Genomic DNA, 25,815 nt, shown 5'->3' with positions numbered 1-25,815 from the left:
AGGTCGAGCGCGGCGGCCTCCTCGGCCTGCTCGGGCTCGCCGGCCTCGCGGGTCTCGGCGTCGCCGGCCTCGCGGGTCGACGCGCGCGTGGCTGCCTTTGCGAGCATGTTCCTCGGGGCAGGTCTCGCCGCCGGCGCGTTCGGCCTGGCGCCGATCGCCTACGCCGCGGCCGACCTCGCCGGCGCCACCGCGATCGGCTCGCCGATCTTCCTGTCGGCGCTGCTGCCCGTGCTCGCCACCCTGTTGCTGGTCGGCTTCCGCCCGCTCCGCGGCGTCCTCGTCGGCCTCAACCTCGGTTACGCCGCCCTGCTCCTCCACGGCGCGATCGTCCTGCCGACGCTGCTGAACGGCCTGCCCGGCGGCCCGACGATCGACCGCCTGTGGCTGGCCGCGCACGCCCTCGTGGCCCTCGCGCTCGCCCGCCGCGTCTCGCGGATGTGAGCCGCAGATAACCCACGAAGCCCGCGCCCGCGCGGGCTTCGCTTCTCGAGCGCCTTCGAGCCCGCGTCCGCGCGGGCTTCGCTTCTCGAGCGCTTCCAAGCCCCCCGTCCACCCGGGCTTCGCTTCTCGAGCGCGCCCCTCGCATCTCGTGACGTGCGCCGCTCCGTGATGCAGACGACGCCCCCGGCATTTCTGAGGTCGAGGTGACGCGCGGCACTTCGTGCTGCAGGCGATGCACCCGGTCACTCGCATCGACGTGACGCTCACTGCTTCAGACGAGGTTCGTCTCGTCCTTGAGCGCGTGCTGCAGACGACCCTGAACTCACGCGATGCCTCTCCTCCCGACACTCGGCCCCGCGTGACGCACGACTCGAAGCTGCCGTTGCAGCAGCAGTCTCGCTCGCTACGACTCGATACCGGCCTTCCCAAACCGTCGAGGACTCGCGCCCTTCGTCGCAAGAATCGTCGCTCCCGGTCGAGCCGCCGAGTCTCGTCTTGTCGGCCTGCTCCGCGGCGGCTCTCTCCTTCTTCACCACCATCCCTTCCCCGCCGCCCTGCCTCTCCCTTCATCGAAGACTCCCTTCAGGGTCTATCTCTCCGCGAATCCCTCCCCGCCGGACCGCCCGAGGTCTCCCTCGCTCCGCTTCCTCTCTCCGCCAGAGCGCGGCATCCTTCTCGGTCGCTGCCGGCGCAGCCCCGCCCGGGCTCGCCCGCGCCCCTGCCTCGTGCGCCGATCTCCCGCTCCCCGCCGGGCGTGAGCCAGGAGCGCGGCCCGCCGAGCGGACTCGTCCGCATGTCCAAGCGCCCGCAGCGGGGCCTCAATTCCTCGAAGCGCACCCTCCGCACTCTGTCCCGCACCGGCGCGCCTGCCGCGCGAGCGGAATCAATCCTGAAAATCACTTTCAAACTCCTTGCGAACCGACCTCGAGGTGGGCACCCTGAGAGAGTCGTTTTGACAATGAATTTCACCGCCATCCTCAGGACCAGGGCGCGTAAGGCATCATGATCGTCTGTCTGTGCAAGGGTGTTTCGTGTCGCACGATCCTCGCGGAGGCTCGTCGAGGGCCTGCACGCTGAAGCAGATCCGGCAGACCTGTCAGGCGGGCACGGGCTGCGGCGCGTGCGTCCAGCAGATCCGGCAGCTCCTCGAGAGCGCCGCGCCGGCGCGGCACGAGCATCACAGCGGCAGCGTCGGCGGCAGCGAAGCGACCTGAGGCTTCGCGCCGAAGTTGAAGGTCTTTTTCACCGCGGCGCTGCTGTCGGCGGCTCGCGCGAGCCCGTGCTAGCGTGCGCCCACGATGAAGGGCAACGACAAGATCCTCAACGCGCTGAATGACGTGCTGACAGCCGAGCTCACGGCGATCAACCAGTACTTCATCCACGCCAAGATGTGTAAGAACTGGGGCTACAACAAGATCGCCCACAAGGTTCGCGACGAGTCGATCGACGAGATGAAGCACGCCGACGACCTCATCGAGCGGATCCTCTTCCTCGACGGGATCCCCAACGTCCAGCGCTACAACAAGGTCAACGTCGGCGAGTCGGTGAAGGAGCAGTTCGAACTCGACCTCAAGCTCGAGTACGACGCCGTCCAGCGCTTCAACACCTGCATCGCCCTGTGCCGCGACCTCGGCGACAACGCGACCCGCGAGATGCTCGAGCGCATGCTCGTCTCCGAGGAGGAGCACGTCGACTGGCTCGAGACCCAGCTCGGCCTGATCCAGGCGCTCGGCGAGCCGATGTACTGCGCCCAGCAGCTCTGAGCGCCGCGCGCTCGCAGAGCGACCGCGGCTGTCCTCAGGGACAGCCGCGACGGCACCGCTGCCGCCTCCGCACACATCGAGTATCCGCTGCCCCATCGGGCAGCTCTTTGAAAGGGCCGATAGAAGCCGCCGTCCGAGAGCTCGACCTGCTCTCGCCGGAACGGCGGCGGATCATCGCGTCCGAACTCCCGGGTCGCCGCGCCTGCTCGCGACAGCGGCGGCTCACCCCCTCGCCTCCGTCCTCTCGAGCAGTCGCGCTTGCTCCGGACGACGGCTCATCGCCTCGCGCCCGTCCTCGCCTGCTCCGGATGGCAGCTCATCGCCCCGCGCCCGTCCTCGCGGCCTGCCTCGCCTGCTCCGGATGGCAGCTCATCGCCCCGCGTCCGTCCTCCTGAGCAGCCGCGCCTGCTCCGAATGGCAGCTCATCGCCCCGCGCCCGTCCTCGCGGCCTGCCGCGCCTGCTCCGGATGGCAGCTCATCGCCCCGCGTCCGTCCTCCTGAGCAGCCGCCTGCTCAGACGGCGCGGCTCATCGCCTCGCGTCCGTCGCGGCTCACCGCCTCGGTCCGCCGCTCGGACAGCCGCGCGCATTCCGTGTTCAGCCGCGAGCGTCGGACCGCAACACCCTCGCGGCTCCGTGCCTATCCGTCTGCCCGGACAGCCAGGGAGCTCGTCGCAGACCTGTCCCTGCGGACAGCCTTACTTCTTCGCGTCGGTCTTCGCGTCCGCTGGCGCCTTCGCGTCCGCCGGCGGCTCGGAGCCTGGCACTGCGAACTTCGTCTCGTCGACCGGCACGTTCAGCTCGAGCTTGGTGGTCGTCGTCTTGAGCTTCTGCAGCTTCATGTCTGCGACCTGCTCGAACGCGAACCACACCCCGTCTTGCTCGCGGTAATCAGACAGCGTGACCTCGACGGGGATCTCGCCCATCGAGCTGAACTGCTTGAGCCGTTGCGTCACCACCCGGTTGTCGCCGAGGTCGATGCGCAGCGTCACCGAGTTGCCCGACTTGCTCGCGGTGAGCGTCACCTCGGCGAACTTCTTGCCCGCGACCTCCTCGACCTTGGTCGTCTCCGCCTTGTCGAAGAAGCGCTTCCAGTCGTGGGCGATGTTCAGCGACGTGCCCATCTCGGCCATCGCCGCCTCCTTGCCCGTCAGCTCGCGCAACCCCTGGATCGGGTCGAGCGTCCACAGCTTCCCGGCCTTGCCGCCGCCCGTGCTCACGCCCACCCCGGGCAGCGTGATCTCGAGATAGAAATCGTCGCCCTTCGACCAGGTCTTGCCGGCCCCGGAGATCCCCGCGCCGAGGATCTCGACCTGCATCTCCTGATAAAAACTCTTGATCTCGTCGAGCTTGGCCGCGCCGCCGCTCGCCTCGACCACCTTCGCCAGCAGCTCCGCCGCGTCCGGCATGGCGTTGGCCGCCGGTGTCGCCGCCTCCGCCGGCTTGGCCTCGGTCGCCGGCGTCGCCTTCGTCGCCTCGGCCTTCTTCGCCTCGCCGCCGTCGCACCCGCCGAGGGCCATCAGGGCGGTCAGACACAGGACTTGCAGCCGTCGCATGCGGATAGCTCCTTGGGACATGTTCTCAGGGACTCTTGCTGTCGAACGCCGCCACCGCGGCGGCCAGCACCGGGTCGCGGCCGGCCACGAAGTCGGCGCGGGTCTCGACCGCGGTGATGTCGGGGCTCACGCCGTCGCCCTCGGCCACCGTGCCCTTGGCCGAGTGGTAGTCGCCGACGACGTATTGCAGCAGCGCGCCGTTGTCGAGCCGCTCGAGCAGCGACGGCAGCGCCGCCCCGGCCGAGGCCCGCGCTCCCGCCACGCGCACGCGCCCGAGGTCGCGCAGCCCGGCGGCGAAGATCTCCGACGTGCTCGCCGTGCCCTCGTCGACCAGCACGATCACCGGCCCCGCGAACGCCTGCGGATCGCCGGCCACGTTGAACTCCTGCGTGAACTCGCGGAACTGCAGCTTGCCGAGGCTACCTGACTCTTGGAGCAGGAGGCGCGCCACCGGGATCGACATCGCTCCCACGCCGCCGGGGTTGCCGCGCAGGTCGAGCACCAGCGCCTCCATGCCTTGCCCGCGCAGGTCGGTCATCGCCGCCTTCACGCGCTCGACCATCGGCAGCATCCAGTAGTTGAACGCGATGTAGCCGATCTTCTTGCCGCCGCCCTCGCTCGCCAGCATGCGGTGCTCGACCGTGGTCGGCAGATCGCGGAGGTTGCCCAGCGACACCAGCTCTCCGGGCGGCGTGACGCAGGCGACCTCCTTCGTCACCTCGCGGTCCTTGGACTGGGGGTCGAGATACGTCAGGCTGCGCTTTTGGCCAGGTTGGCACGACAGCGCCCGCCCCGCCTCGAACGCCGCGTGATAGGCCACCTCGCCCGGGCGCATCGCCTCGCTGCGGGCGCGATCGATCAGCGCCTCGGCGGTCTTGTCGCCGATCTTCACCAGCGCCGCGCCGGCGGGCACGCCGCTGGCGACGCCGCCGACCTTCGGGTCGACGACCACGAGTTGCTCGCCGATCATGCGCACGTGGATCGGCACGCGCGCCGGACCGCCGCGGGTGTCGTCGGGCTCGGCGCCGCCGAACGGAGGCACGACCTTGAAGTGACTCTGCCCGAGCGTCTCGAGCAGGTCGTTCATCACCTTGTACGCGGCAGGCGCGTCGGCCACCGTGGTGAGCTTGGCGCCGTACTCGGCCCGCAGCGCCGGCCAGTCCTTGCACGCCAGCGTCGGGTCGAAGTGCTTCTCGAGCACCGTCCGCCACACGCGCTCGAAGGTCGGCGTGTACGGCGTTTCGGGCAGCGGCGGCAGCGTCGCCGGGTCGAGCTCGGCCCAGCTGCGGCAGGTGTCGCCTGACGGCCTCGCGGCGGAGCCCGGCGCCTCGCTCGCCTCCTCGCCGGACGGCGTGGCGGTCGCCGCGTCGTGGCCCGCGGCCTTCTCGTTTTTGGCGGCAGGCGTTTCCTGGCCCGCCTTCCCGGACGTGGCCGGCTCGCCGCACGCGCAGACGAGCGCCACCGCGGCGGCGCTCACCAACCTGGGGAAGCGCATCGGCTCACTCGTAGGTCACGCGCTCGAGCGCGTTGAGATCGAGGACCACGATCTCCTGGCGGCTGAGGCTCAGGATGCCCTCGCGCTGCATGCGGTTGAGGGCCCGCGAGATCTCCTCCCGAACGGTGCCCAGACGGGCCGCAACGGTGTTCATGTCGAGCTGCCGCGGGATCACGCACGGCTTGCCCGGCTCGGCCCCGGCGCGCATCGCCAGCGACAGCAGGAACGACGCGAGTCGGCGCTCGACTGACCGAAGGGACAGGTCGAGCACGAGGTCGATCAGGCGGTTGGCGCGGAACGCCATGTGCCGCATCAGCGCGAACGCCAGCGGCTGAGAACGCCCTATAAGGTTGATCACCGGGTCCGTCTCGAACTGCCACGCCTCCGAGTCGAGCATGGCGAAGGCCGAGGCTGCGCACTGGACGTCGCGCGGCAGGAAGCCCTCGCCGATCAGCTTCCCGGGCTCCGCGAGGTACAGGATCTGCTCGCGGCCCTCGGAGGAGATGAGGCTCAGCTTGAATTCGCCCGACTTCACCACGAACAGACCGGGACCTGGCTCACCCCGGCGAAAGACTGAGCGTTTGCGCTTCACCTCGACGAGGTTCGCGCCGAGACATAGCTCGGTCATCGTCTCCTCTGGAACCTGGTCCCAGCCGGCGTATCGCAGCAGCGCCTGGCGGACTTGTTCGACTTCCGCGCCCTCGATCGGCATGGCGCAAGTGTAGCCGTTTTGCGCTCATGATGAGTCTCTCATTTGGTCTGAAGTGAGTTCATCCGGGGCCGTCAGCGGTTTTGCGCAACTCCCGCCGAACGGCGCAGGACCCGGCTTCGCCGATCTTTTGGATGGCCCACATGTAGGACATACACTCGCGCCAACTTACCACCCCGCGCCAGAGAACGGAGCCACCCATGGAAACCCAGCAGATCGAGAAGCGCCCCCTTCGCCTGCCCCCCTCCCGCGGCCCGGCAAGCCTCTCTACGAGCGGCGCCGTAACCGCTTCCAGGACACCAAGTCCGCGCTGATCGCGGCGTTCGACGGCGCGGTCAGCCGCGGCGAGCTCGACCTCGTGGTCATCGCCGACGAGAGCGGCTTCGTCGTCTCCCAGAGCACGACCGATCTCGACCTGACCATGCTCGCCGCCGTCGCCCCGCTCGTCGGTCGCGGCCGCGCGCGCGCCACCGTCAAGCGCGACGGCCAGGAGCGCGGCCTCAGCGTCAAGACGATCGAGGTCCTCGGCGAGACCCTCTACGTCGCCTGCCTCGGCGGCAAGTTCGGCTCGCGCGAGCGCGAGCTGGCCACCAGCGCCAACGCCGCCAAGCGGATCCTCCTCAGCTAGCCGGGCGGCCGGGTGGCCTCCACCCCTCGCTCGCGCCCGCGTGCTCGCGCCCCGCGGTTCGGCGGCCGGCGCGAGGGGTTCCCGACCGCGGAATCGACTTCCCCTTAGTACATGTCTCTTACGACAGGGTCGAAAGACCCTGTCCCATCGAACTGGTCCAACTTACAGGGCCGTGAGCGCCGCGCGCAGCGCAGCCTCTGGTTGCGTCGCCATGTCGGCGACCGCGACGTCCGGCTCGACGCCGAGCCCGTCGATCAGGCGATCCTTCGGCGAGAAGTAGCGCGCGATCGTCAGCGTCAGCACCGAGCCGTCGTCGAGGCCGATGACGTCCTGCACCGTGCCCTTGCCGTAGCTGCGCTCGCCGACCACCTTCGCGCGCCCGTGATCCTGCAGCGCGATCGCCAGCAGCTCCGAGGCCGAGGCCGAACGGTGATCTTGCAGCACCACGACCTTCGTCGCGTCGTCGGTGGCCGCCTGCGTCGCTCGCTCCTCGCGGAGGATCTGCCCGCCCCGTCCGCGCGTCCGCACGAGTACGCCCTCGCCGACGAACGTGTCGGCGATCAGCACCGCCTCGCCGACATCACCGCCCGGATTGCCGCGCACGTCGAGCACCACGCCGCCGAGGCCCGCCGCGCCGGCGGAGCGACGCAGCTCCTTCAAGGAGTTGCGCACGCTGTCGGCCACGCCGGCGCGGAAGGCACGGATCCGCACGTGGGCGAACTTGCGGCCGGCGTGCTCGACGAGCGCGCCGCTGACGACCGGGAGCGACTGACCCGAGAGCACCAGGCGTTGCGCGGTGGGGCCGGGATCGTTGCGTCGCTGCACGGTGAGATCGATGGTCTCACCGTCGCCGCCGAGCAGCAGCACGTCGACCTCGGCCCGCGAAAGCATGAAGGCGACGTCCTGATCGCGGATTCTTAAATGGAGTCGCCGGGCTGCAGACCGACCTTCTCGGCCGGTGAGCCGGGCAGCACCGCCGATACCTCGAGTCGCGCCGGTTTGCGCGAGCCGGCCTCGGCGCGCTGGAACTCGACGATCATCCCGGTCGTCCCGCCGCGGCTGCGCTGCTTGAGCAGCGCGCGCTCGTCGGCGGTGAGATAGTGACTGTGACGATCGAGGCCGCTGACGATCCGCTTCAGCGACTCTGCCAGTACGCGGCTCGGCTCGACCGGGTCGACATAGCGATCGAGGACGGTGCGGAGCGCCTTGCCGTAGGCGTCGGTGCCGAGGTTGTTGCCTGCCTGCGCGTCGGGGAGCCCCGACTGCACGCACCACATCGCCGCAGCGCCGAGCGAGAAGGCCAGAAGCGAGCGCCAGCGAGACACGGGGTTCATCGTGGCGGAAAGACGCCCGAGGGTCCAGGTTGGTTCCCGACCTCGCGCGCGGCGGCACCTGTCATGCGGCGTGCGGCAGGGCCGCCGGAGCGGTGACAGGCGCTGCGGGCTCGCGCGTCACGGGTCCGGCCGCGCGGCGCTGCTCCAGCAAGTCGTGGAGCAGCGGGCGGGTGGTGACAGCATCGACGAATACGCGGGTAAAGAGGGCTGGGCGAGAACGGAGGCGCATGGTGCCGACCGTCTTGCACGTCGCGGGCCAGCGGGATGACGAGGAGCTACGGGGACGGGAGGGTAACCGGGAGCGGGGGACCCAAGAAAAATGGCAACGGCGCTTGGCTACCGTTGCCAACTTGCGACGCGGCCCGCGGCCTGGACCGACCGGCCGATCGGGCCTGGTGGGACTCAGCCGCCTTCGAGCGTACGAGCGACCTTGACGAGGTCGCGGATCTGCTTGGGCGACAACTGGGCGGCGACCGCGTGAAGCTCGTCGAGAAGCTCGCCCTTGGGACCGCTCTTCGCCTTGGTCTTGGGCAGCAGGTCGGTCGGCTCGCAGCCGAACGCCTGGGCGAGGAGCAGGAGCGACTCGATACGCGGAGCCTTGTAGCCGAGCTCGAGCTTGTTGACCGTGGTGACCGTCAGACCTGTCTGTTTGGCCAGCTCTTCGATCGTCAGGTGCGGCCGCCAGCCGGTCTCGCCCTCACGCTTGCGGCGGGTCTTGGGCGGCGGAGTCGCGGTGCGCCACAGCCTGATCCGTCGTCCGATTTCCTGTGCAACTTCGTTCATCTTGAGCTCCTCGGTCGGATGTCCCGAGCCCCATCATGACACAAGTTACTTGGTGCTTCGAACCGTCCTCCGTTGCGGATGCTCACACGGGCATGTCCCATGGGACTTGTCCTTCGGGGCTTGTTGGCCCCCGCCTAGAACACCCCACGAAGGCCTAGAGAGGGCAAAATGTATCTTAAGCCACGCGAGCCGCAAGCCGTGTCGCTGACGATCGAGCCTGCACCGGATGATGCGACGTCCGAATTTCCTTGGAGCACGCACGCGATCACTTCGCTCGAATACGTGGAGTTGAGCAGGTCTGCGACGAAGTGCAGGCTCCACGCGCGGAAGCGCCAGGTTCGTTCGGCGCGCAGATCGAGCTGAAAGTAAGCGGGCAAGCGACGGTTGTTGCGGTTGTACAGGAGCGCCTCAGAAGCCGTCTGATCGCCGATTTGGACGGTGTACGGGCGACCTGAATGAAAGTGCAGGCGACCGCCGAAGCTCCAGCGATCGCTGATGCGATAGCCGAGCACGACGTTGACGATGTGACGCTGATCCCAGTTCGAAGCGGCGCGTCCGCCGTACTCGTACTCGCGGGTCGAGCGCGACAGCGTGTACGCGGCCCACCCGTAGGCGCGCTGACCGGGCAGCAGGCGCGCCATCGTCTCGAGCCCGTACGACCAACCCTTGGCCGAGATCACGAGGTCGTCGATCTCCTGCAGCTTGCCCGAAGACAGCGACGCGAGGTCGTAGTCCTGCAAGTTCGTCAGCCGGCCGAGGTACACGTCCTGCGTGATCGCCAGCTTGTTGCCGAGCACCAGCTCGTAGCCGACGCTGCCCTGGATGTTGCGCTGCAGGCCGCGCTCGAAGCCGAAGCTCTCGAGCCCCGGCAGCGGCACGGGGAAGCTCGGCGGCTGGTGATACACGCCGACGTTCTGGCGCAGGGTCCAGCGCTCGCCGACCTTCTCGCGCACGAGGATCCGCGGGTCGATGCCGAACGCGTGCGTGACGGTGCGCGCCTGCGGCAGCACCGGCGAGTGACCGACCTGGGCGTAGAGGTCGGCGCGCACGCCGGGGCGGATGTCGAACCGACCCTTGCGCCACAGCAGCTCGGCGTACATCCCGGTGGCCGAGACCACGCGGTCGCTGAACAGCTGCGTCAGGCTCTCGAGCTTCCACCCCTCGCTCGCCGTCGCCGCCGTCGCGCCGCGGAAGATCTGCACCTCCTGATCGATGCCGGCCCCGAACTCCGCGTTGCCGCTCTCGCCGACCGGCACGCGCACGTCGACGCGCGGCGCGACGAGCCACTCGTTGCTGCGCGTGCGCGACAGGCCGGTGCGGTCGAGGCCGAGGCCGAGGCTGTAGGTGGCGACGCCGCCCCGCGGCAATCCATGGCGGATCTTCTGCACCAGCCGGTAGAACTCGAAGCGCACGAACGGGGTCGGGTTCGACTTCTCGCCCAGCTCGTCGAAGCTGCCGAGCGCGAACGCGGTGTAGGTCGCGCGCTTGCCGAGCGCGTGGTCGAAGCGGGCCTGGTAGTCCCAGAAGCGCAGCTTGAGGTTGGCCTGCACCAGCGTCAGCACGCCGGCGGTGTAGCTGTAGCGGCCCGCGAACGTCAGCGAGCCGCGCGCCGGTCCGCGCCGGCACGCCTCGCGCTTGACGCGACCTGTCTTTTTAGACCTGGCCTTTTGGCGCTGTTCTGCGAGACATGCTCGATCATACTTGTAGTTGAGCGGGATCTCGACCAGGCCGCCGGCGTCGGTGAGGCGGACGTCGAACTCGCCGTAGGCGCGGTCGCGCCGGGCCGCGCGCGTGCGGCCCTCGATGATGCCGCTGGCGTAGCGTCCGAGCCGCACCGGGGCGCCGCTGGCGTAGAAGTCGACCTGGTCGATGAAGTAGGGGTGGATGACCGACGGCCCGAGCGCGACGTGGAACAGGATCGGCACGCGCACGCCGTCGAGGTAGTAGCCGGTGTTGCCGGGCGCGGCGCCGCGGACCACCACGTACGGCAGGAAGCCCGCGAGCTGCGACACGCCGGGCAGGCTGCCGACCACCCGGAACGGGTCGCCGAAGGTCCCCGGGATCGCGCGGATCTCCTCGTCGCGCAGCGTCGTGCTCGACACCGCGACCTCGCGTTGCTGCCGGACGACCGTGCGGAACTTGTTGCCCGCGACGTCGGGCGCGAGGCGGTACTCGTAGACCAGGTCCTGCCGGTCTTCGAGCTTGATACTTACGGACAGGTCCTGAAAGCCAGCCGCGCGGATCAGCAGCTCGTGCTCCCCGGGCGGCAGCCACAGCTCGAAGTGGCCGGTCTTGTCGGTCTCGGTCGAGTTGTCGTCGCCGAGCAGGCGGGCGCCGGCGACCGGATCGCGGCTGCCGTAGACCATCACGCGTCCGCGCAGCCGCGCTCGTCCGAGCGGGCTCGCCGGGGTCGTGGGCGTCGCAGCGGTCGTCTCACTCGCGGCCGGCCCGCCAGGCGCGCTCGTCGGCGCCGAGGTCAGCGCGAGCGCAAAGAGGAGGGCGAGCACCATTGGTAGATCCTACTTTCCTTTCCGCATGAGGCGGAGAAGTTGGGCAAGACCCCCGTTCAAACCGTGCATGCGAATTTCCCGCACACGGCTTACCGGTGGTCTCTCGGGCCGTCGCATTACGCGGCCTCCGGGTACTGCACGGTCCCACGTAGTCGGTGGAGCCCGTGGTCATGGAAGAAGTCGCTTGTCCAACCTTCGACGTCGTTGGCTCGCAGGTGTCGGCCATGGCGCCGCACCATGAAGTGCGTGAGCCGGCGCCATACGTACGTGTCGATCTGATTGAATTTCGCGGCGGCGTTCCCGGTGCGGAAGTAGTTACCCCAGCCGTGCAGCACGGGGTTGATGTCGCGGATGAGCACCCGGACATCTTTGACCCCGTTGCGGTTCGAGCCAGTTAGCTCCTTCACGCGGTGCCGAACCCGCGTCATGCTGCGCTGCGAAGGCCAGCGCTGGAGGAAGTACACCCTGCGATGCTCCTTCTCCCAGATCGGCCCGGACATGCGCTTGCGCAGGTGACAGCCGAGGAAGTCGAAGCCTTGCCGTCCCCGGCTCAGCTCGACGCGCCTCGTCTTTTCGGGATGCAGCTCCAGCTTGAGCCGTCGCAGGATCTCGCGGACCCTGACCTCGGCCTCCTCGCACGCCTTCGCGGTCCTGCACAGGATCACGAAGTCGTCGCAGTAGCGCACGAGCTCGCCCAGGTGGGCGTGTCGTCGCTGCCACAGCTTGTCGAGGACGCCGAGGTAGATGTTCGACAGCAGCGGTGAGATGACGCCGCCCTGGGGTGTCCCCGAGAGCATCGCCGTCACTTCGCTGTCCTCCATCACACCGGCTTCGAGCCACTGCCGCACCAGCTTGAGGACCCTGCGATCCGAGATTCGCATCGCCACGAGCTTCATCAGTCGCTCGTGATCGATGCTGCCGAAGTAGTCGCGGATGTCGGCGTCGAGCACGTGGTTCCCACCGCGCGCTCCCAGCACGCGCAAGCGCTCGAGCGCCTGCGTCGCACTGCGCTTCGGCCGGAAGCCGTACGAGCACGGAAGGAAGTCCGCCTCGAATATCGGCTCCAGCACCAGCTTCGCCGCCATCTGCACCACTCGGTCCCGGACTGTCGGGATCCCCAGCGGCCGCTTCTTCCCGTCCGCCTTCGGGATGTACCGCCGCATGACCGCGCTCGGCCGGTACGTCCCGCCCTTGAGTTCGTCGGCGATCTCTTCGAGGAAGCGATCGACGCCGTACTCCTCCACCTCGGCCAGCGTCTGTCTGTCGACGCCCGCCGAGCCCCTGTTCCTCTTCACCCGCCTCCATGCTTCCCTCAGGACGTCACGCCTGAAGATGCGGTCGTACAGCGCATGGAAGCGGCGACCCGGATGCCGCTTGGCCGCGGCCCACAGTCGGCGTCGAAGTTCTCGCACTTTGTCACGCGGCCTGCGCCGCGTGGGGTTGTTGGGACCTGTCCTGCAGGCCATGCCCTCGCGCTTACCTTCTTCTCCGACACGACCACCCCAGGGGCCCTTCCCTCCGGCGGCGTTGTTCTGCGCCGCCATCGCCGGTACTACGACCCCCTCGGACTCCCGCTGCACAGCGCTCGACTTCGCCTTCGGCTTATACGAGTCGCCTCGCCCCGACACGGGCCGTGCAGACGGGCCTCTCCTGTTCCGCATCGCTCCTTGAACGCGTGCTGCGCCCCGTACCCCGGGAGGACCCACCGCGCTTTCTGATCCGGATGACTGCGCGGTGGACGTGGCCTTCGCCGTGACATGAGCGGCTCGGCTCCTCCATTGTTTCTCTGTCGAGGCTGCAGGCTTCACTTCATGTTGCGGCCCGCGTTCTTGCTCCCTCCGTAGAGGCTTTTGACGCCCCGCTCGGGCCGCGAGAATCTCTCCTCGCGCCTGGGGCCTGCTACCGGGCGCTCCGGCGCCTACCCGGGCGGGACTCTCACCCGCTGGAACGGTGCAGCATGACGCGGCCGAGCCGCCCCTTCGGGGTCCTGCTCGCCCTCGTCTTCAGGACGCACCACGCGGCCAGGATATCGAAGGTCCGCCGCGTCGAGGTCGCGAATGCGCGCGAGGCCGGCCTTCCTCCGGTGACCGGCGACGGGGCGCCGCGGGCCCGCGAGACGCGCTCCCGGCCTGGCTCCCGCGTCGTCCCTTCGATCATCGCAACGAAGACATGTCTTTTAAGGCATGTCCATGCCGTTCATGGCTCGCCGCGGCGGAGCGCCGCTCGGCGCGCGCCGGGCAGGCGGGCATCGTCCGCGCTCGACGGTCCGCGGCTCGGCGCCGGAGCCCGCGCCTCGGCGGTTCTCGTCTCGGCGGGCGGAGCCGAGCGGACGGCGGCTTGCGACGGCCGGGGCAGCGATCGACGGCGCTCGCCCGGCGGCTCCTTCGAGTTCGTCGCGCGCGTGGGCGCCTCGACGTACTCGCCGAAGATCCGCTGCTTCATGTCCTCGAGCATCGGCGAGATCCGCCCGCGCGTCCCGTCGAGCAGCTCCTTCGCCTGCGGCGTCTCACCGATCCGGTCGACGTGCTCCGAGAGCGTGTAGGCGCCGAGCTTGACCGTGCAGCTCGCCCACAGGATCGCGATCAGGAACACGAGGCTGAGCAGGGTGCGCATGAGGCCGGGCGCGCGGCCTGCCCGGGCGCGCGCGCGCGATCTTCGAGCCCGCGCGCTCTCGAGGCAAGTCTTCGACCGGCGGTGCCCCGCGCCTGCGAGCCGCGCGGACCGCCGCGCCGTCACTTCTCGGCCGAGCTGTCGCGGCCGAGCTCGCTGGCGACCTTGGCGGCCTCCTGGATCGTGCGCGCCAGGACGGAGCGGATCCGGCCGTCCTCCATGGTCAGGATGCCGGCGATGGTGCAGCCGGCGGGCGTGGTGACCTGATCCTTCAGGGCTGCCGGGTGGAAGCCGGTCGACAGCACCATGCGCGCCGCGCCCTGGAACACCTGCGCGGCCATCTGCAGCGCCACCGGGCGGGGCAGGCCCATCATCACCCCGCCGTCGGCCATCGCCTCGATCATCACGTAGACGAACGCCGGGCCGCTGGCGCCGAGGCTGGTCACCGCGTCCATCAGCTTGTCCTCGACCTCGAGGCACAGGCCCACGGTGTCGAACAACTTCTTCGCCAGCGCGACCTCGGCGTCGCCGGCTCGCTGGCCGCGCGCGAGCACCGTCATCCCCTGTCCGATGAGACATGGCGTATTGGGCATGGCCCGAATGACAGGGCTCTCGGGTAACCAGCCCTGCAACTGGGCGAGCGTGACGCCGGCCGCGATGCTGATGACCGGCTTGTCGACCAGCGCGGCGCGGACCCCCTCCTCGTGGAGCACCTTGCTGACGCGCTGGGGCTTGACCGCGATCAGCACCGCGTCGGCCTCGGCGATCGCCTGGAGGTTGTCGGTGGCGATCCGGACGCCGTGGCGCTGGCGGACGGCCTCGGCGGCCTCGTGACGGCGCGTGGTCGCCACGATCTGGGTCGGCGCGAGCAGCCCCGCGCGCAGCAGGCCGGCGACGATCGCCTCGCCCATGGTCCCGCAACCGATGATCGCCAGAGTGCGCCCTGCCAGCAGCATGGCCGGCGCTTACCACAGGCCGCGGGCTCGCGCCTCAAAACGGGCGAGCGGGCTGGTACACCCACGACACTGCGACGGGCTCACGATCGACGGCCTCGCCCGGCTCGCGGCTCGGCGCGGCCTCGTCGACCCATGGATCGACGTCGTCGTCGGCCGCGACCACGGCCGGCTCGAGCGGGGCCGCGGCCTCCATGGGCGCGGAGATCGCCGCCGTGAATTCTCTCGGGATGTCGAACCCGCGAGGCGGCCAGGCGCCGCGACCGATCGCGGCGATCTCCGTCAACAGGCTGCCGCCGGCGATCGCCTCCTCGAGCCGCCGCTTGAGCGCCTGCACGGCCGGGAAGTAGTCCTTGCGCGAGTAGCGCTGATTGAGCACGCAGAACTCTTCGTTTTTCAGGCCGACGCAGGCGAAGCACTGCGTGCAGCCGGTGCAGTCGACGCAGAGCACGAGGTACTGCGAATCCTCACAACCTTCGCAGAATTCGAGGTGACCCGAGCGGACGCACGAGCGGCTCATGCGCGAGCGGGTGCAGGCGCGGCAGTCGTGGCACAGCTCGCAGTTGCTGCAGTCGTTGCAGCGGACGCACTGGACGCAGAAGCGGCAGCGGTTGCAATCGAGGCAGCCGTCGCAACGGAGGTTGCCTTCGCCGGCGCGGGTCGGTGCCGTCCCGGCGCGGTGGGCGTCGAGGAGCCCGCGGAACTGGACCAGCAGCTCGTCGAGGGTCGGATGCACGGCCTACGAGGGTGCCACGGATCGCGGCGTGACCCAAGTAGAGGGCCGTGTATGCTCCGCGCGCGCCTATGGCCTCCAGCCGCCTCCTGATCGTCGTTGCGCTGCTCGCGCAAGTCATCGCGCTCGGCGCCTGTCAGCGAAAGATCGGCAGCGCGTGCCGGGTGAGCACCGACTGCAGCTTCCGCGGCGAGCGAATCTGCGACCTCTCGTACCTCATCGACAGCAACGGCAACCCCGACCCCAACGGCAAGGGCGAATGCACGATCGAGGGCTGCACACCCGGCTCGTGCCCAAAAGAAGGCGCCTGCATTCAGGTCTTCAACACGGAGTTCCTGAGCGTCGCGTGCGATCCCGACTGTGAAGATCGCCGCCCCGTCGACCCGGGCGACAAGCTGTCGCCCGACGACCCGCAGTACAAGTGCCGCGAGCTCGACGACCCGACGATCTACAACCGCTGCACCGACCAGGAGCTGTGCCTGCCCGAAGGCCTGTGCGCCGACCTCCTGAGCGCGCGGATCTCCTGCCGCAAGGAATGCAACAGCGACCGCGGCTGCCGCGACGGCTACGAGTGCCGCGAGACCGGCAGCAACGGCGTCTACGTCGCGTTCTCGCCGACCAACCCCGAGTCGCTGCCGATCGAGAAGATCTGCATGCCCGTCGAGCCGAAGGCCGGCGAGTAACATTTTGGCGCTGCCCGCTCGCGCGCGGGCGTGAGGGCTGAAGAGCACGGACTGAGCTGTCGTTGGCGACATGTCCGTAGGGACATCTTGCGAAGCGAGCAAGCCGGTCGCTTGGTGCGATGGACATGTTCTTTGGGTCATGTCCGGTAGTGAGGTCGATATGCTGTTCGGCGACCCGGCCTTGATTCGATCTGCGCGGCCTTCTCCCGCGGGGCGATGCGGGTCACGCCGAGGTGGATCGATGGGCTGCGCGGAGTATCACTCCTGCAGTCCAACGGCTGCCCGGTCGCACCGCCCCTGCTGCCCGGTCGCATCGCCCCTGCTGCCCGGTCGCATCGCCCCTGCTGCCCGGTCGCATCGCCCCTGCTGCCCGGCTACATCGCCCTGCTACCCGGCTGCATCGCCCCTGCTACCCGGTAGGCCGCCCGGTCGCATCGCCACTGCCGCCCCGCTGCATCGCCGCTGCTGCCCGGCTTCCTCGCCCCTGCTACCCGGTAGGCTGCCCGGTCGCATCGCCCTTTCGCGGGCCGCTCCGCTGCTCCGCCCCCTGCTGTCCAGCGGGCTGACAGGGCGTCCCGCCGGCTGGCCACCTGGCCCCGGCGCCACGCTGCCAAACGCTTGAAATGCTTCGATCCACGTCGCGGCGTTCGGCTTGCTCAAGGTCCTGCGTCGGCGCAACGCCGAACGGAGACACCATGTTCAAGCAGATCCGCAATTTCCTGTCCCTGTCCGCACTCACCGCCACGCTGCTCGCCGCCACGCCGGCCTTCGCGGCGCCCACGCTCGAGGGTCAGGTCAACCTCAACACCGCCACCGTCGAGCAGCTCGAGCTGTTGCCGGGCATCGGCCCGGCCATGGCCAAGAAGATCGTCGACTACCGCGCCAGCAAGCCGTTCCAGGAGACGGGCCACCTCGTCCGGATCAAGGGCATCGGGCCCAAGACCTACGCCAAGCTCAAGCAGTATCTCGTGCTCAAGGGCGAGACCACCCTGCGCGAAGTCCCGAAGGACGAGTTGGCGACCAAGCCCTGAAGTCCGCGCGCTCCGACCAGCCGGGGCACGGGCACGGGCGCGACGGGCGAGGGAAACTCCGTGGCCCCGTTCATCGCGACGGTCTGCACTCCTCCATGGCGATGACGCTCGTCGCGTCCGTGCCCGTGCCTCGGCCGGTTCCTGCTCGATAATACATGCTCTAAAAGCCAGACTCGTTCACCCGGTTCGTCTCGACGGACATTCCTTCCTCTCGCCTCGGGAGACCGCGACCGGCGCGCAGCGCTCGGCGAGCGTCCCTCCTTCACCTCCCACCGACGATAAAGCCGCCGGTTCGCGGTCCTCCGAGCTCTTCGCCTGACTCCGAGCGCATCCGTCTCGCAGCCTCATGTCTCGCTCTCACCCAAGCCTCGCCTGACTCCGAGCGCCATCCGTCTCGCAGCCTCCATGTCTCGCTCTCTCCCAAGCCTCGCCTGACTTCGAGCGCTTCCGTCTCCCAGCCTCCATTCCTCGCTCTCATGCATTCCTCGCCTGACTCCGAGCATCACCCCTCTCGCAGCCTCCATGTCTCCTTCTCACGCAATCCTCGCCTGACTTCGAGCGCTTCCGTCTCGCAGCCTCCATACCTCGCTCTCACGCGATCCTCGCCTGACTCCGAGCACCATCCCTCGCGCGGCCTCCGTGTCTCCTTCTCACGCGACTCCTCCTTCCGACCACCCTACTCGCCCTCCGCCTCTCGGTCTCCGCGTCCGATCGCCCTGCGACCTCGCGCCCGCGAGTTCCGCCCCTTCGCCGGGCTCGCGCGCCTCTCGGCGGCCGCGTGCATGTCGTGCCGGGACGGGTTAAGGTTCCGGGGCGTGCGTTCGCGTCTCCTCGCTCCTGTCTTCGCCGCGCTTCTCGCCGCTGCCGCGGCAGGGTGTCGTCCGCCCGAGATCCTCCCGCCCTACGCGACCGGTCAGGCGCCCGAACCCCAAGCGTTGCTGGGCGCAGCGGCGCCGAAGATCTCCGCCTTGCAGGTCCCGGTCGCCAAGATCCGGATCGGTCGCGCCCCGAGCGGCAACCTGATGTTCCTGGCCCAAATGCCAGGTCGCTTCTCCGGGCAGATCCAGATCGCCGGCCACGAGTTCGTGTCCCTCGCCTTCAACGAGCGCGGCTACACCCTGCGCAACGTCGCCGCCGACAACCTGCCCACCGGCTTCTTCGCCGGGCCGCCGGCCGACTGCGCGATCCAGCGGCTGCTCGGGGTGCCCTTCGCCGCGCGCGAGCTGGTCTCGCTGGTGCTCGGCGGAGCGCCGGTGCTCGCTCCCCTACGAGGTCGTGGCGCAGTCCTGGGATCCACGCCACGGTCACGAGGTGCTGCGCCTGCGCGCCCCCGGCTACGAACAGGAGCTGCGCTTCGCCTTCGTCGACGGCGTGTGGTGGCCCGCCGGCGGCACCTTGTGGCAGCGCCGATCGGACGGCGAGCTCGCGCGCATGTGGTCACTCCTGCACGAGGAGCTGCACCCGGTCGACGGCACGGTGTTGCCACGCCGCACTCGCCTCGCCGGCCCCAGCTCGCGCCGACAGGACCTCGTCATCATCACGTACGGCGCCCAGACCGTCGATCCGGCGCTCGGAGACAGCTCCGCCACTGCGAGCGACGACGACGCCGGCTGGGAGGACGAGGACACCGCCAGCCCCCCGTCGGACGGCGACGGCGGCGACGGCGACGCCAGCCCGCCACCTGTCCCCGGGGACACACCCGCCGCGACCCCGCCCGCGCCCGCCGAGGCGGCCATTCCTCCGCAATTCACGCTCGACGGCGCCGGCCTCGCGCCACGCGGCGAACTCTGTCGCTGAAGAGCAGCGAGAACACCGCGAACGGCGGAGGTTCAACCCTCCGTCGCGTCGGACGCGAGCCACGGGAGGTGGCGCCGACACCATGTCCCGCAGGACGACATGCCTCGGTGTTCATGCCTCCATCAGGACATGGCGCGATGGACATGTCCCGAAGGTCATACCTCCCGACACTCATGCCCCAGAGGCATGCTTCTCATTCCCCATCAGGACATGGCGCGATGGACATGTTCCGCAGGCCATACATCGATGTCCATGCCCCAAAGGGCATGCTCCTCATTTCCCCATCAGGACACGGCGCGATGGACATGTCCCGAAGGACATGCCCCAAAGGACGTGCCCCTGCGAGCACTTCCCGCAGCCCAATCACTTCGAGCCGAAGAAGTACTGCAGGCTGCCGCCGAAGTAGAAGCCGGTGTTCCAGCCGCCGGTGAGGTTGATGCCGAACGTGTCCTTGATGAGGAAGCGGGCGGTGAGCAGCAGGTTGACGATCGGGATGACCGGCAGGTTGATGCCCTTCGCGCGGCCGAGCGCGTTGAGGTCGGCCTCGTTGCAGCCGTCCTTGTTGCACTTGGCGAAGCGGCCGGGGTTCCCTCCGGGCTGGTCGTCGAGCTGCAGGCTGCCCGCGGCCGGCGGCGGCGCACCCGGGTTGTCGGGATCGGGCGACCAGTGCGGCGTGCACTTGGTGAAGTCGGAGTAGTCCGAGATCGAGTTGCAGGTCGCCTGCGGGTTGCCGTCGGTCGAGCCGGCGGCCGGGCTGCCGAGCGGCGTCTGCCACAGGCCCTTGCCGGTGATGATGCCGAGGCCGAGACCGCCGCCGCCGCCGAGCTGGAACGCGAAGTCGGGCGTCTCGACGACCGTCCCGCGGCCGATGAAGTCGACCTGCAGGGCGACGAAGCTGAAGTTGACCTGCGTGTAGTCGGCGGCCCCGAGTTTTGGGCCGTTCTCGTCGCGCTCGCTGTCGTCGAGCCACAGGCCGTCGGGCGCCTTGAGGCGGTGGTAGGCGACGGCGGGGACGATGTCGAAGTTCTTGGAGAAGCGGTAGATGTACTCGCCGCCGATGTAGAAGTTGCAGCCGTCGACGCGGGACAGGCCGGCGCCGAACTTGCCGCCGGGGATCGAGTCACCGCGGCACAGCGCGTTCGTCAGGCTCTGCACGTAGCCGCGGACCGCCCAGGTCGGGATGATCGAGATGCCGCCGCGGATACCGAAGCCGTGCCGCGTCCACTTCGGCTTCTCCGGCTCGGGCGGCGGCGGCTCCGGCTCGGGCGTCGGCTCCGGCTTCACCTCGGGCGCCGGCTCCGGCTGCGGCGTCTCCTCGAGCTCGTTGCTCTTCGGCGCCTTCGAGCTGGTCGGCTGCCACTGCTCGCCCGCAGGCTGCGTCGTCGTCGTCTCCTGCGTGGTCGTCGTGGTCGTCGTGGTCGTCGTGGTCGTCGCGGGCTGTGTCGCTGCCGCCTGCGCCCACACCGAGCTCGCGCGCGCATAGGGGTTTGCGAGGGCGAGCTGGGGCGTCAACACAAAAACACAAGCGACAGCAAGAACCGAGCGACGCATGACCTCTACTATACGCAGATCGCGTCGCGCGCGGCAAAACTGCTGCCGTCTTCAAGCCCCAGCCCAAGCGCGATTTCGCACACTCTCCAGTGCGCACTTCACGCTCGTCGGTAAACCGGCAAATCGCAGTTCTCGATCTCGCCTGACCCCGGCGACATGGCCTTTGCGCCCGGCGGCTCGCCGGCCAGCGACGCGTCAGCGCGACAGGACCGCGCGCGCCGGCTCGTCTGGTTCGTCGAGGAACTCGCGGACGGCGGCATAGAACGGCTGCGCGATGACCAGCGAAGAATGACCGCCCGGTAACACGACGTAGTCGTGCTCGCGGTCGACGCCCTCGATCGGCCCGGGGTCGGGGCACAGCGCGTCGGCGTCGGCGTGGATCTGCCGCAGCCGCACGCCCGCCGGCAGCGGAGCGGCGCGCAGCTCCTTGATGAACCGGCTGCCCGGTCGGACCTGCCACACCGAGGCGCTGACGAGCCCGACGGTCGCCATGCCCGCGAGCGACATCCACGTCCCGCCGAGCGGCGTGCCCATCAGCGCCAACCGCCGCACGTGCCGGTGCGCTTGCAGGAACTTCACCGCGTGCAGCGCCACGAGCCCGCCCATGCTGAAGCCGACCACGTCGACCCGATCGATCTCGAGGCTCTCCGTCAGCCCGCGCAGCTTGACCGCCAGCTCCTCGGCCGAGCGACTCAGCGAGCCGAGCTGCAGCATCCCGTGGTGGTAGCTGAACACCACCTTGCCGTCCGACTGCAGCCGCCGGGTCAGCGGCAACATCGTCCCGCGCGTGCCGAGGAAGCCGTGCACCAGCACCACCGGCCGGCTGCCGGGTTCGACCCAGGACATGTCTCCGGCGACACGATTGCCGCGCAGGAGGTGACGGGCGTAGCCGAAGCCGTGGCTGATCGTCTCCGTCGCGTGCTGGATCATCCCTCGCTGTCGCTTCGCCACTGCTTCCTACCTTAGCAGCACGAGGGGGCCGGGTCGCAAGACTCGGCGCCGCACGCGGAGGTCGTACACGTGTCCGGAGGCCGGGGGTCAGCGCGTGCGATCGGAGCGCGACAGGGCCAGCGCGGGCGTCGGCGACTCGGGCAGCATGCCGCGGAACAGCTCGTCGCGACCGCCGGTCCCGAGCGCGAGGCAGCGGGCGCGTGCCTCGCTGGCCAGGCGCGTGCCGGGGAACGACTGCATCGCCTGCTCGTAGCGCGCGACGGCATGCCGGCGCTCGCCGATCTGCTCGTACGCCTGCCCGAGGTGGAACAGGTAGACCACGCGCGCCGGGTTGTAGCCGAGCGACTCGAGCCCGTGCTCGAGCAGCGCGGCCGCCTCGCGTGCGCGACCCATGCGCGCCAGGCAGAGGCCCTCGAGCGCGTTCCAGGCCTGGGCCACGGTCGGCTGGTAGGCCGGCGGGACGAAGCGGAGGCAGGCGTCGCGGTCGCCGCGGATCCTCGCCAGTCGCTCGGCCGAGGCCGGCTCGGCGAGGCAGGCGATCTCGTGCCGACCGAAGGCCGCGAGCGCGTGCAGGTGCGGCGACAGCTTGGTCGACTGCTCGTCGTAGAGCGCGCCGGCCTCCTCGAGCCGCCACTCCGCCACCAGCAGCCCGCCGAGCTGCGCGCGAGCCAGCCACTGGCGCTCGACGCTCACCGCCTCGCCCGCGGCCGCCAGCGCGAGCTCGCGCCGCAGGTGTTGCTCGATCTCTCGGTGGCGTCCGGTCGCGATCGCGCGGCGCAGCACCTCCGCCTCGAGCATCGCGCGTCGTCGCCGGTCGCGCCCGACCAGCCACGCGCCGAACGACATGCTGAACACGAGGGCCGCCAGCGCCGTGACCTCGCCGGAGCAGCCGGGGAGCAGCACGAGGGTCGGCAGCAGGGTCCACGCGTCGCGCACCTCTTCACCATAGCGCGACGCGACCGCCTGGCGGGAGCGTGCGGATTTTTGCTCGCCGTGCAAAAGAAGGCCGGCTCGCATCGACCTCAGGGGGACCATGTCGCACGTCCCGCCTGATTTTGCCTCACGACCTCGCCGAGCGGCGCAGCTCTCGGCCCGCGCACCCGCACTCGCCGCCGGCCCCGCCCTGCTCGCAGTCGTCCCTCCGCCCGCATCGGTGAATGCGCGAGCCCCGGGCGCCCGGGCTGCTCGCGCGCCGAGATCGTCCGCACCCGTCCGCTTGCCCGACCTCGCGCGACCGCTCGCAGCTCGCTCCCTCCGGGCCCGCCTGCCCGCCGCCGGCACCACCGCCCTCGCCTCCGCCCCTGCGCTCGCCCGCCGAAGCATGACGACCTCGCAAGCTCCCGCGAGCTCCTCGACCACCCGCGCGAACCGACGAGCCTCGCCCTCGCCTGCTCCCGCCGAGAGCTCCCCGCAGATCTCGAAGGCGACGAGCGGCACGAGCCCGCGAGCGTCGTCCGCACGCGCTCGGGTCACGGGCGCCCAGGCGGCACCGGCGAAGCCACGACCTCCGAGGTCGCCCTTCGTCGCTCCCCCGTCACCCGCCGCCGAGTCACCTGCGAAGTCGCCCCTCGTCACGGCGACCCGGTCACCCGTCGCCGAGTCACCTGCGAAGTCACCTCTCGTCACGGCGCCCCAGTCACCCGCCGAGTCATCACCTCCGAAGTCGTCTCTCTCCGCCGCTTTTCAATCACCCGCCGCCAAGGCGCGACCGCCGAGGCCGCCCGTCTCTCTCGCCACCGTTCCCCAGTCACCCGCCGCCGAGTCACCTCCGAAGTCGCCCCTCGCCACCGCTCCCCGATCACTGGCCGCAAAGCCGCGACCTCCGAGGTCGCCCCTCGCCACCGCTCCTCAGCCGCCCGCCGAATCACCGCCTGCGAGATCGTCTCTCTCCGCCGCTCCTCAATCACCCGCCGCGACAGCGCGACCGCCGAGGTCGCCCGCCGCGAACTCGCGCCCGCCTGCTCGAGTTTCCGCGCCCGCGGCCGAGCTGCGCCCGCCCCCGCCGAGCGCCGCCCATCGGACCGGCACGAGGACGTCCATCGTCGCCTCCACGCAGCATCGGTCCGTCACCCGCGACTGCGCAGCGCCGGCGCTCCGGTCCTTGCTCGTCCATTCCGGCGAGTGCGGCCGCCACCCCGGCGCGCTCGCCCGCGAGCTCGCTCCGGGTCTGTGCGAGCTCGTCGCCTGCGCCGTTCCGGACGGCCGCATCGAGATCCCCGACCGCCGCGAGCTCGCGGCCACCGGGCTCGGCCCGGCCGGCTTGTTCCATCGCGCGCGCCTCGGCACCTGCAGCGAGCGCCTCGAGTTCGCGCTCGCCGCTCCCGCGCCGGGTGTCCATGCGTACATGCTCGGAGGGCCAGGTCGGGTCGACACCACCGCCGCGGTGCTCGAGCTCGAGGCGCTGCTCGGACAGCCGCCGGGTCCCGTGGGCACCGTCGTCGCGTTCCCGGCTCGCGGCACCGCCCTGTTCATCGCCCCGGGCGCGCGACGGCTGCGGCGTTCGCTGGTCGCCTGGGGCCTGCGGCAGTTCTGGTGCGCCGAGCCCGAGGCCGCGCCGCTCAACCTCGGCGACACCCTCCGCTTCATGGCCGGCTGGGCGCGCGACGCCTATCGCACCCTCCCCGGCCCGGTCTCGCCGCTGCTCTACTGGCACCATCAGGGCAAGCTCAGCGTGCTCGGCGACCTCGGCCTCTCGCACCTGCCGAGGAGCTGGCGCGGCTGGTCCTCGCCAGCTCATGAGCCGCCCATTTTATGCACGACATGTCCGGTGGAGCATGTCCGCTCGACGGTCACTCTCCCTGGTGACCGCGAGGGAACGCGTCCCCTTCGCCATGCCAACGTCGCAGGAACCATGATCTTTGGAGCAGGCCTCCTTCGCCATGCCACGCGTCGCATCGACATGATCTTTAAAACATGTCCCATTCGCCATGACGAATTGCTCATGACATGTCCGTTTGAGCATGTCTCGTTCGCCATGTCATGCTTCCCCAAAAACCTGTCCGACGGAGCATGTCCGATTCACCATACTGAGCCCGAGGTCCCTGTCTCATTCGGCATCACCGCCTCACGGACCCGGCAGATCGGCCCGACGCCATTTCTCTCTCCTCGCCCCCTCCGACCCGCGGGCGGCCTCCCCGCCGCCCGCATCTTGGCCTGTATCCCTCTCCGCAGCGCACGCCGCTGCCACCCCCTCGCGCGCCTGCTACGCTCGCCGCTCATGCCGCGCCCCATCGACAACCCGCCGAACCCGTGGCTGTCGACCCACGTCGAGTACTTCGGCGAGCCGCCGCCGGCCGGCCTCGAGGTGTTCGAGGAGGACGCGCGCAGCGTCGTCAGCACCAACGACAGCCCCGACATCCCGTTTCGCTACAGCGTCAATCCGTACCGCGGCTGCTACCACGGCTGCGCCTATTGCTACGCCCGGCCGACGCATCAGTACCTCGGCTGGGGCGCCGGCACCGACTTCGAGCGCAAGATCGTCGCCAAGGTCAACGCCCCCGCCCTGCTGCGGCAGTTCCTCGCCCGCCCCAAGTGGACCCGCGAGCTCCTCGCCTTCAGCGGCGTCACCGACTGCTACCAGCCGCTCGAGGCCCACTATGGCCTCACGCGCGGCTGCCTGGAGGCGTGCCTCGAGTTCGCCAATCCGGTCGGCATCATCACCAAGGGCCCGCTGGTCGCCCGCGACGTCGATCTGCTGGCCGAGCTGAACCGCCGCGCCGGGGCCTCGGTCACGATCAGCATCCCCTTCATCGACGACGCCATGGCCCGGCGGATCGAGCCCTCGGTCGCGCGGCCGTCGAAGCGGTTCCAGGCGCTCGCTACCCTGAGCGCCGCGGGGATCCGCACCGGCGTCGCGGTGGCGCCCGTGATCCCCGGCCTCAACGACAGCCAGATCCCCCAGATCCTCGCGCGCGCCCGCGAGTGCGGGGCGCAGAACGCCTTCCTCACCCTGCTGCGCCTCCCGGCCGAGGTCTTGCCGGTGTTCGAGGGCCGCCTCAAGGAGGCCGAGCCGCTGCGCCACGCCCATGTCCTCTCCGCCATCCGCGACGTCCGCCGCGGCGCCCTCAACAACGCCCAGTTCGGCCGGCGCATGGAGGGCGAGGGCCCGCGCTGGCAGGCCATCGAGCAGCTGTTCGAGCTGCACGCCCGCCGCCTCGGCTTCAACACCGATCCGCCGCGCATGCCCGCCCAGGCGACGATGCGCGCCGAACCTGCCCCCAAGGCCAGGCCGCAGCAGCGCTCCCTGTTCGGCGACGACTGACTCTTTACGGCCTGCCGCGGAGCGCAG

22 protein-coding genes are annotated in these 25,815 nt (G+C 69.9%); 8 read left to right on the top strand and 14 right to left on the bottom strand.

The genetic code is table 11. From position 1 onward, the window contains the following. The first annotated feature begins 105 nt into the window (after positions 1–105). From OV079_RS59280 to bfr, 3 genes are all read left to right on the top strand, one after another. On the top strand, positions 106–441 hold the full coding sequence (locus tag OV079_RS59280; protein WP_420829570.1) for a DUF5942 domain-containing protein: 336 nt from the start codon (positions 106–108) through the stop codon (positions 439–441). A 1,031-nt stretch (positions 442–1,472) separates the two neighbouring features. Next, a complete protein-coding gene (locus OV079_RS37935; RefSeq protein ID WP_267774483.1) occupies positions 1,473–1,655 on the top strand; it encodes a (2Fe-2S)-binding protein in 183 nt (60 codons plus the stop codon). A gap of 84 nt (positions 1,656–1,739) precedes the next feature. Continuing rightward, positions 1,740–2,204: a bacterioferritin gene (gene bfr, locus OV079_RS37930; protein WP_267774482.1), complete on the top strand. Its 465-nt coding sequence runs from the start codon at positions 1,740–1,742 to the stop codon at positions 2,202–2,204. Positions 2,205–2,901: 697 nt separating this feature from the next. Here the strand turns inward: bfr and OV079_RS37925 are convergent. The 3 genes from OV079_RS37925 to OV079_RS37915 are packed head-to-tail and all read right to left on the bottom strand — an operon-like array spanning position 2,902 to position 5,966. Beyond that, a complete protein-coding gene (locus OV079_RS37925) occupies positions 2,902–3,759 on the bottom strand; it encodes a hypothetical protein (protein ID WP_267774481.1) in 858 nt (285 codons plus the stop codon). A gap of 25 nt (positions 3,760–3,784) precedes the next feature. Further along, positions 3,785–5,254, bottom strand: coding sequence for a S41 family peptidase (locus OV079_RS37920; RefSeq protein ID WP_267774480.1), 1,470 nt, complete (start codon positions 5,252–5,254; stop codon positions 3,785–3,787). A 4-nt stretch (positions 5,255–5,258) separates the two neighbouring features. After that, the gene (locus OV079_RS37915; protein ID WP_096328992.1) at positions 5,259–5,966 is read right to left on the bottom strand and encodes a Crp/Fnr family transcriptional regulator; all 708 of its coding nucleotides are present in this window, start codon (positions 5,964–5,966) and stop codon (positions 5,259–5,261) included. A gap of 355 nt (positions 5,967–6,321) precedes the next feature. On the opposite strand from OV079_RS37915, the gene OV079_RS37910 reads away from it, so the two are divergent. Beyond that, a complete protein-coding gene (locus OV079_RS37910) occupies positions 6,322–6,591 on the top strand; it encodes a hypothetical protein (protein WP_267774479.1) in 270 nt (89 codons plus the stop codon). 162 nt (positions 6,592–6,753) lie between these two features. Here the strand turns inward: OV079_RS37910 and OV079_RS37905 are convergent, their stop codons facing one another. The 8 genes from OV079_RS37905 to OV079_RS37870 form a co-directional block, all read right to left on the bottom strand. Beyond that, positions 6,754–7,482: a S41 family peptidase gene (locus tag OV079_RS37905; protein WP_267774478.1), complete on the bottom strand. Its 729-nt coding sequence runs from the start codon at positions 7,480–7,482 to the stop codon at positions 6,754–6,756. 26 nt (positions 7,483–7,508) lie between these two features. After that, positions 7,509–7,916: a S41 family peptidase gene (locus OV079_RS37900; RefSeq protein ID WP_267774476.1), complete on the bottom strand. Its 408-nt coding sequence runs from the start codon at positions 7,914–7,916 to the stop codon at positions 7,509–7,511. A 411-nt stretch (positions 7,917–8,327) separates the two neighbouring features. Beyond that, complete coding sequence (locus OV079_RS37895) at positions 8,328–8,708, bottom strand: helix-turn-helix domain-containing protein (protein WP_096328995.1); 381 nt, start codon at positions 8,706–8,708, stop codon at positions 8,328–8,330. Positions 8,709–8,842: 134 nt separating this feature from the next. Next, positions 8,843–11,218 (bottom strand): TonB-dependent receptor, encoded by a 2,376-nt coding sequence (locus OV079_RS37890; RefSeq protein WP_267774475.1) that lies wholly within the window; start codon positions 11,216–11,218, stop codon positions 8,843–8,845. 116 nt (positions 11,219–11,334) lie between these two features. Beyond that, a complete protein-coding gene (gene ltrA / locus OV079_RS37885) occupies positions 11,335–12,684 on the bottom strand; it encodes a group II intron reverse transcriptase/maturase (protein WP_267778429.1) in 1,350 nt (449 codons plus the stop codon). Between the two features lie 730 nt (positions 12,685–13,414). Continuing rightward, complete coding sequence (locus tag OV079_RS37880) at positions 13,415–13,831, bottom strand: hypothetical protein (RefSeq protein ID WP_267774474.1); 417 nt, start codon at positions 13,829–13,831, stop codon at positions 13,415–13,417. 119 nt (positions 13,832–13,950) lie between these two features. After that, positions 13,951–14,784 carry a pyrroline-5-carboxylate reductase gene (proC, locus tag OV079_RS37875; protein ID WP_267774473.1) on the bottom strand — a complete coding sequence of 278 codons (834 nt, stop codon included), beginning with the start codon at positions 14,782–14,784 and terminating at the stop codon, positions 13,951–13,953. A gap of 34 nt (positions 14,785–14,818) precedes the next feature. Next, the gene (locus OV079_RS37870; protein WP_267774472.1) at positions 14,819–15,517 is read right to left on the bottom strand and encodes a hypothetical protein; all 699 of its coding nucleotides are present in this window, start codon (positions 15,515–15,517) and stop codon (positions 14,819–14,821) included. Between the two features lie 68 nt (positions 15,518–15,585). Here OV079_RS37870 and OV079_RS37865 point away from each other — a divergent pair, with 68 nt between their 5' ends. The 3 genes from OV079_RS37865 to OV079_RS37855 all read left to right on the top strand — a co-directional run bounded on the left by OV079_RS37865 (position 15,586) and on the right by OV079_RS37855 (position 19,025). Beyond that, positions 15,586–16,197: a hypothetical protein gene (locus tag OV079_RS37865; RefSeq protein WP_267774471.1), complete on the top strand. Its 612-nt coding sequence runs from the start codon at positions 15,586–15,588 to the stop codon at positions 16,195–16,197. Between the two features lie 695 nt (positions 16,198–16,892). Continuing rightward, positions 16,893–17,228 carry a ComEA family DNA-binding protein gene (locus OV079_RS37860; protein WP_267774470.1) on the top strand — a complete coding sequence of 112 codons (336 nt, stop codon included), beginning with the start codon at positions 16,893–16,895 and terminating at the stop codon, positions 17,226–17,228. Positions 17,229–18,503: 1,275 nt separating this feature from the next. Then, positions 18,504–19,025 carry a hypothetical protein gene (locus tag OV079_RS37855; protein ID WP_267774469.1) on the top strand — a complete coding sequence of 174 codons (522 nt, stop codon included), beginning with the start codon at positions 18,504–18,506 and terminating at the stop codon, positions 19,023–19,025. A gap of 363 nt (positions 19,026–19,388) precedes the next feature. On the opposite strand, the gene OV079_RS37850 is transcribed toward OV079_RS37855, so the two are convergent. The 3 genes from OV079_RS37850 to OV079_RS37840 form a co-directional block, all read right to left on the bottom strand. Further along, on the bottom strand, positions 19,389–20,540 hold the full coding sequence (locus tag OV079_RS37850; protein ID WP_267774468.1) for a hypothetical protein: 1,152 nt from the start codon (positions 20,538–20,540) through the stop codon (positions 19,389–19,391). A 231-nt stretch (positions 20,541–20,771) separates the two neighbouring features. Continuing rightward, positions 20,772–21,527: an alpha/beta fold hydrolase gene (locus OV079_RS37845; protein WP_143140464.1), complete on the bottom strand. Its 756-nt coding sequence runs from the start codon at positions 21,525–21,527 to the stop codon at positions 20,772–20,774. A gap of 87 nt (positions 21,528–21,614) precedes the next feature. Next, positions 21,615–22,463 (bottom strand): tetratricopeptide repeat protein, encoded by an 849-nt coding sequence (locus OV079_RS37840; protein ID WP_267774467.1) that lies wholly within the window; start codon positions 22,461–22,463, stop codon positions 21,615–21,617. A gap of 1,165 nt (positions 22,464–23,628) precedes the next feature. On the opposite strand from OV079_RS37840, the gene OV079_RS37835 reads away from it, so the two are divergent. Then, positions 23,629–25,788 carry a PA0069 family radical SAM protein gene (locus OV079_RS37835; protein ID WP_267774466.1) on the top strand — a complete coding sequence of 720 codons (2,160 nt, stop codon included), beginning with the start codon at positions 23,629–23,631 and terminating at the stop codon, positions 25,786–25,788. Positions 25,789–25,815: the final 27 nt, after the last annotated feature.

The organism is Nannocystis pusilla (genome assembly GCF_026626665.1).
Lineage (GTDB): Bacteria > Myxococcota_A > Polyangia > Nannocystales > Nannocystaceae > Nannocystis > Nannocystis pusilla.
Note: the sequence above shows the minus strand (reverse complement) of the source record. Positions and strands in the feature narration are given on the sequence as shown.

Coding starts and splice junctions, on each gene's coding strand:
- OV079_RS59280 (WP_420829570.1), top strand. CDS start 106: ATGTTCCTCGGGGCAGGTCTCGCCGCCGGCGCGTTCGGCCTGGCGCCG.
- bfr (WP_267774482.1), top strand. CDS start 1,740: ATGAAGGGCAACGACAAGATCCTCAACGCGCTGAATGACGTGCTGACA.
- OV079_RS37925 (WP_267774481.1), bottom strand. CDS start 3,759: ATGCGACGGCTGCAAGTCCTGTGTCTGACCGCCCTGATGGCCCTCGGC.
- OV079_RS37920 (WP_267774480.1), bottom strand. CDS start 5,254: ATGCGCTTCCCCAGGTTGGTGAGCGCCGCCGCGGTGGCGCTCGTCTGC.
- OV079_RS37915 (WP_096328992.1), bottom strand. CDS start 5,966: ATGCCGATCGAGGGCGCGGAAGTCGAACAAGTCCGCCAGGCGCTGCTG.
- OV079_RS37905 (WP_267774478.1), bottom strand. CDS start 7,482: ATGCTTTCGCGGGCCGAGGTCGACGTGCTGCTGCTCGGCGGCGACGGT.
- OV079_RS37895 (WP_096328995.1), bottom strand. CDS start 8,708: ATGAACGAAGTTGCACAGGAAATCGGACGACGGATCAGGCTGTGGCGC.
- OV079_RS37890 (WP_267774475.1), bottom strand. CDS start 11,218: ATGGTGCTCGCCCTCCTCTTTGCGCTCGCGCTGACCTCGGCGCCGACG.
- ltrA (WP_267778429.1), bottom strand. CDS start 12,684: ATGGCCTGCAGGACAGGTCCCAACAACCCCACGCGGCGCAGGCCGCGT.
- OV079_RS37880 (WP_267774474.1), bottom strand. CDS start 13,831: ATGCGCACCCTGCTCAGCCTCGTGTTCCTGATCGCGATCCTGTGGGCG.
- proC (WP_267774473.1), bottom strand. CDS start 14,784: ATGCTGCTGGCAGGGCGCACTCTGGCGATCATCGGTTGCGGGACCATG.
- OV079_RS37865 (WP_267774471.1), top strand. CDS start 15,586: ATGGCCTCCAGCCGCCTCCTGATCGTCGTTGCGCTGCTCGCGCAAGTC.
- OV079_RS37860 (WP_267774470.1), top strand. CDS start 16,893: ATGTTCAAGCAGATCCGCAATTTCCTGTCCCTGTCCGCACTCACCGCC.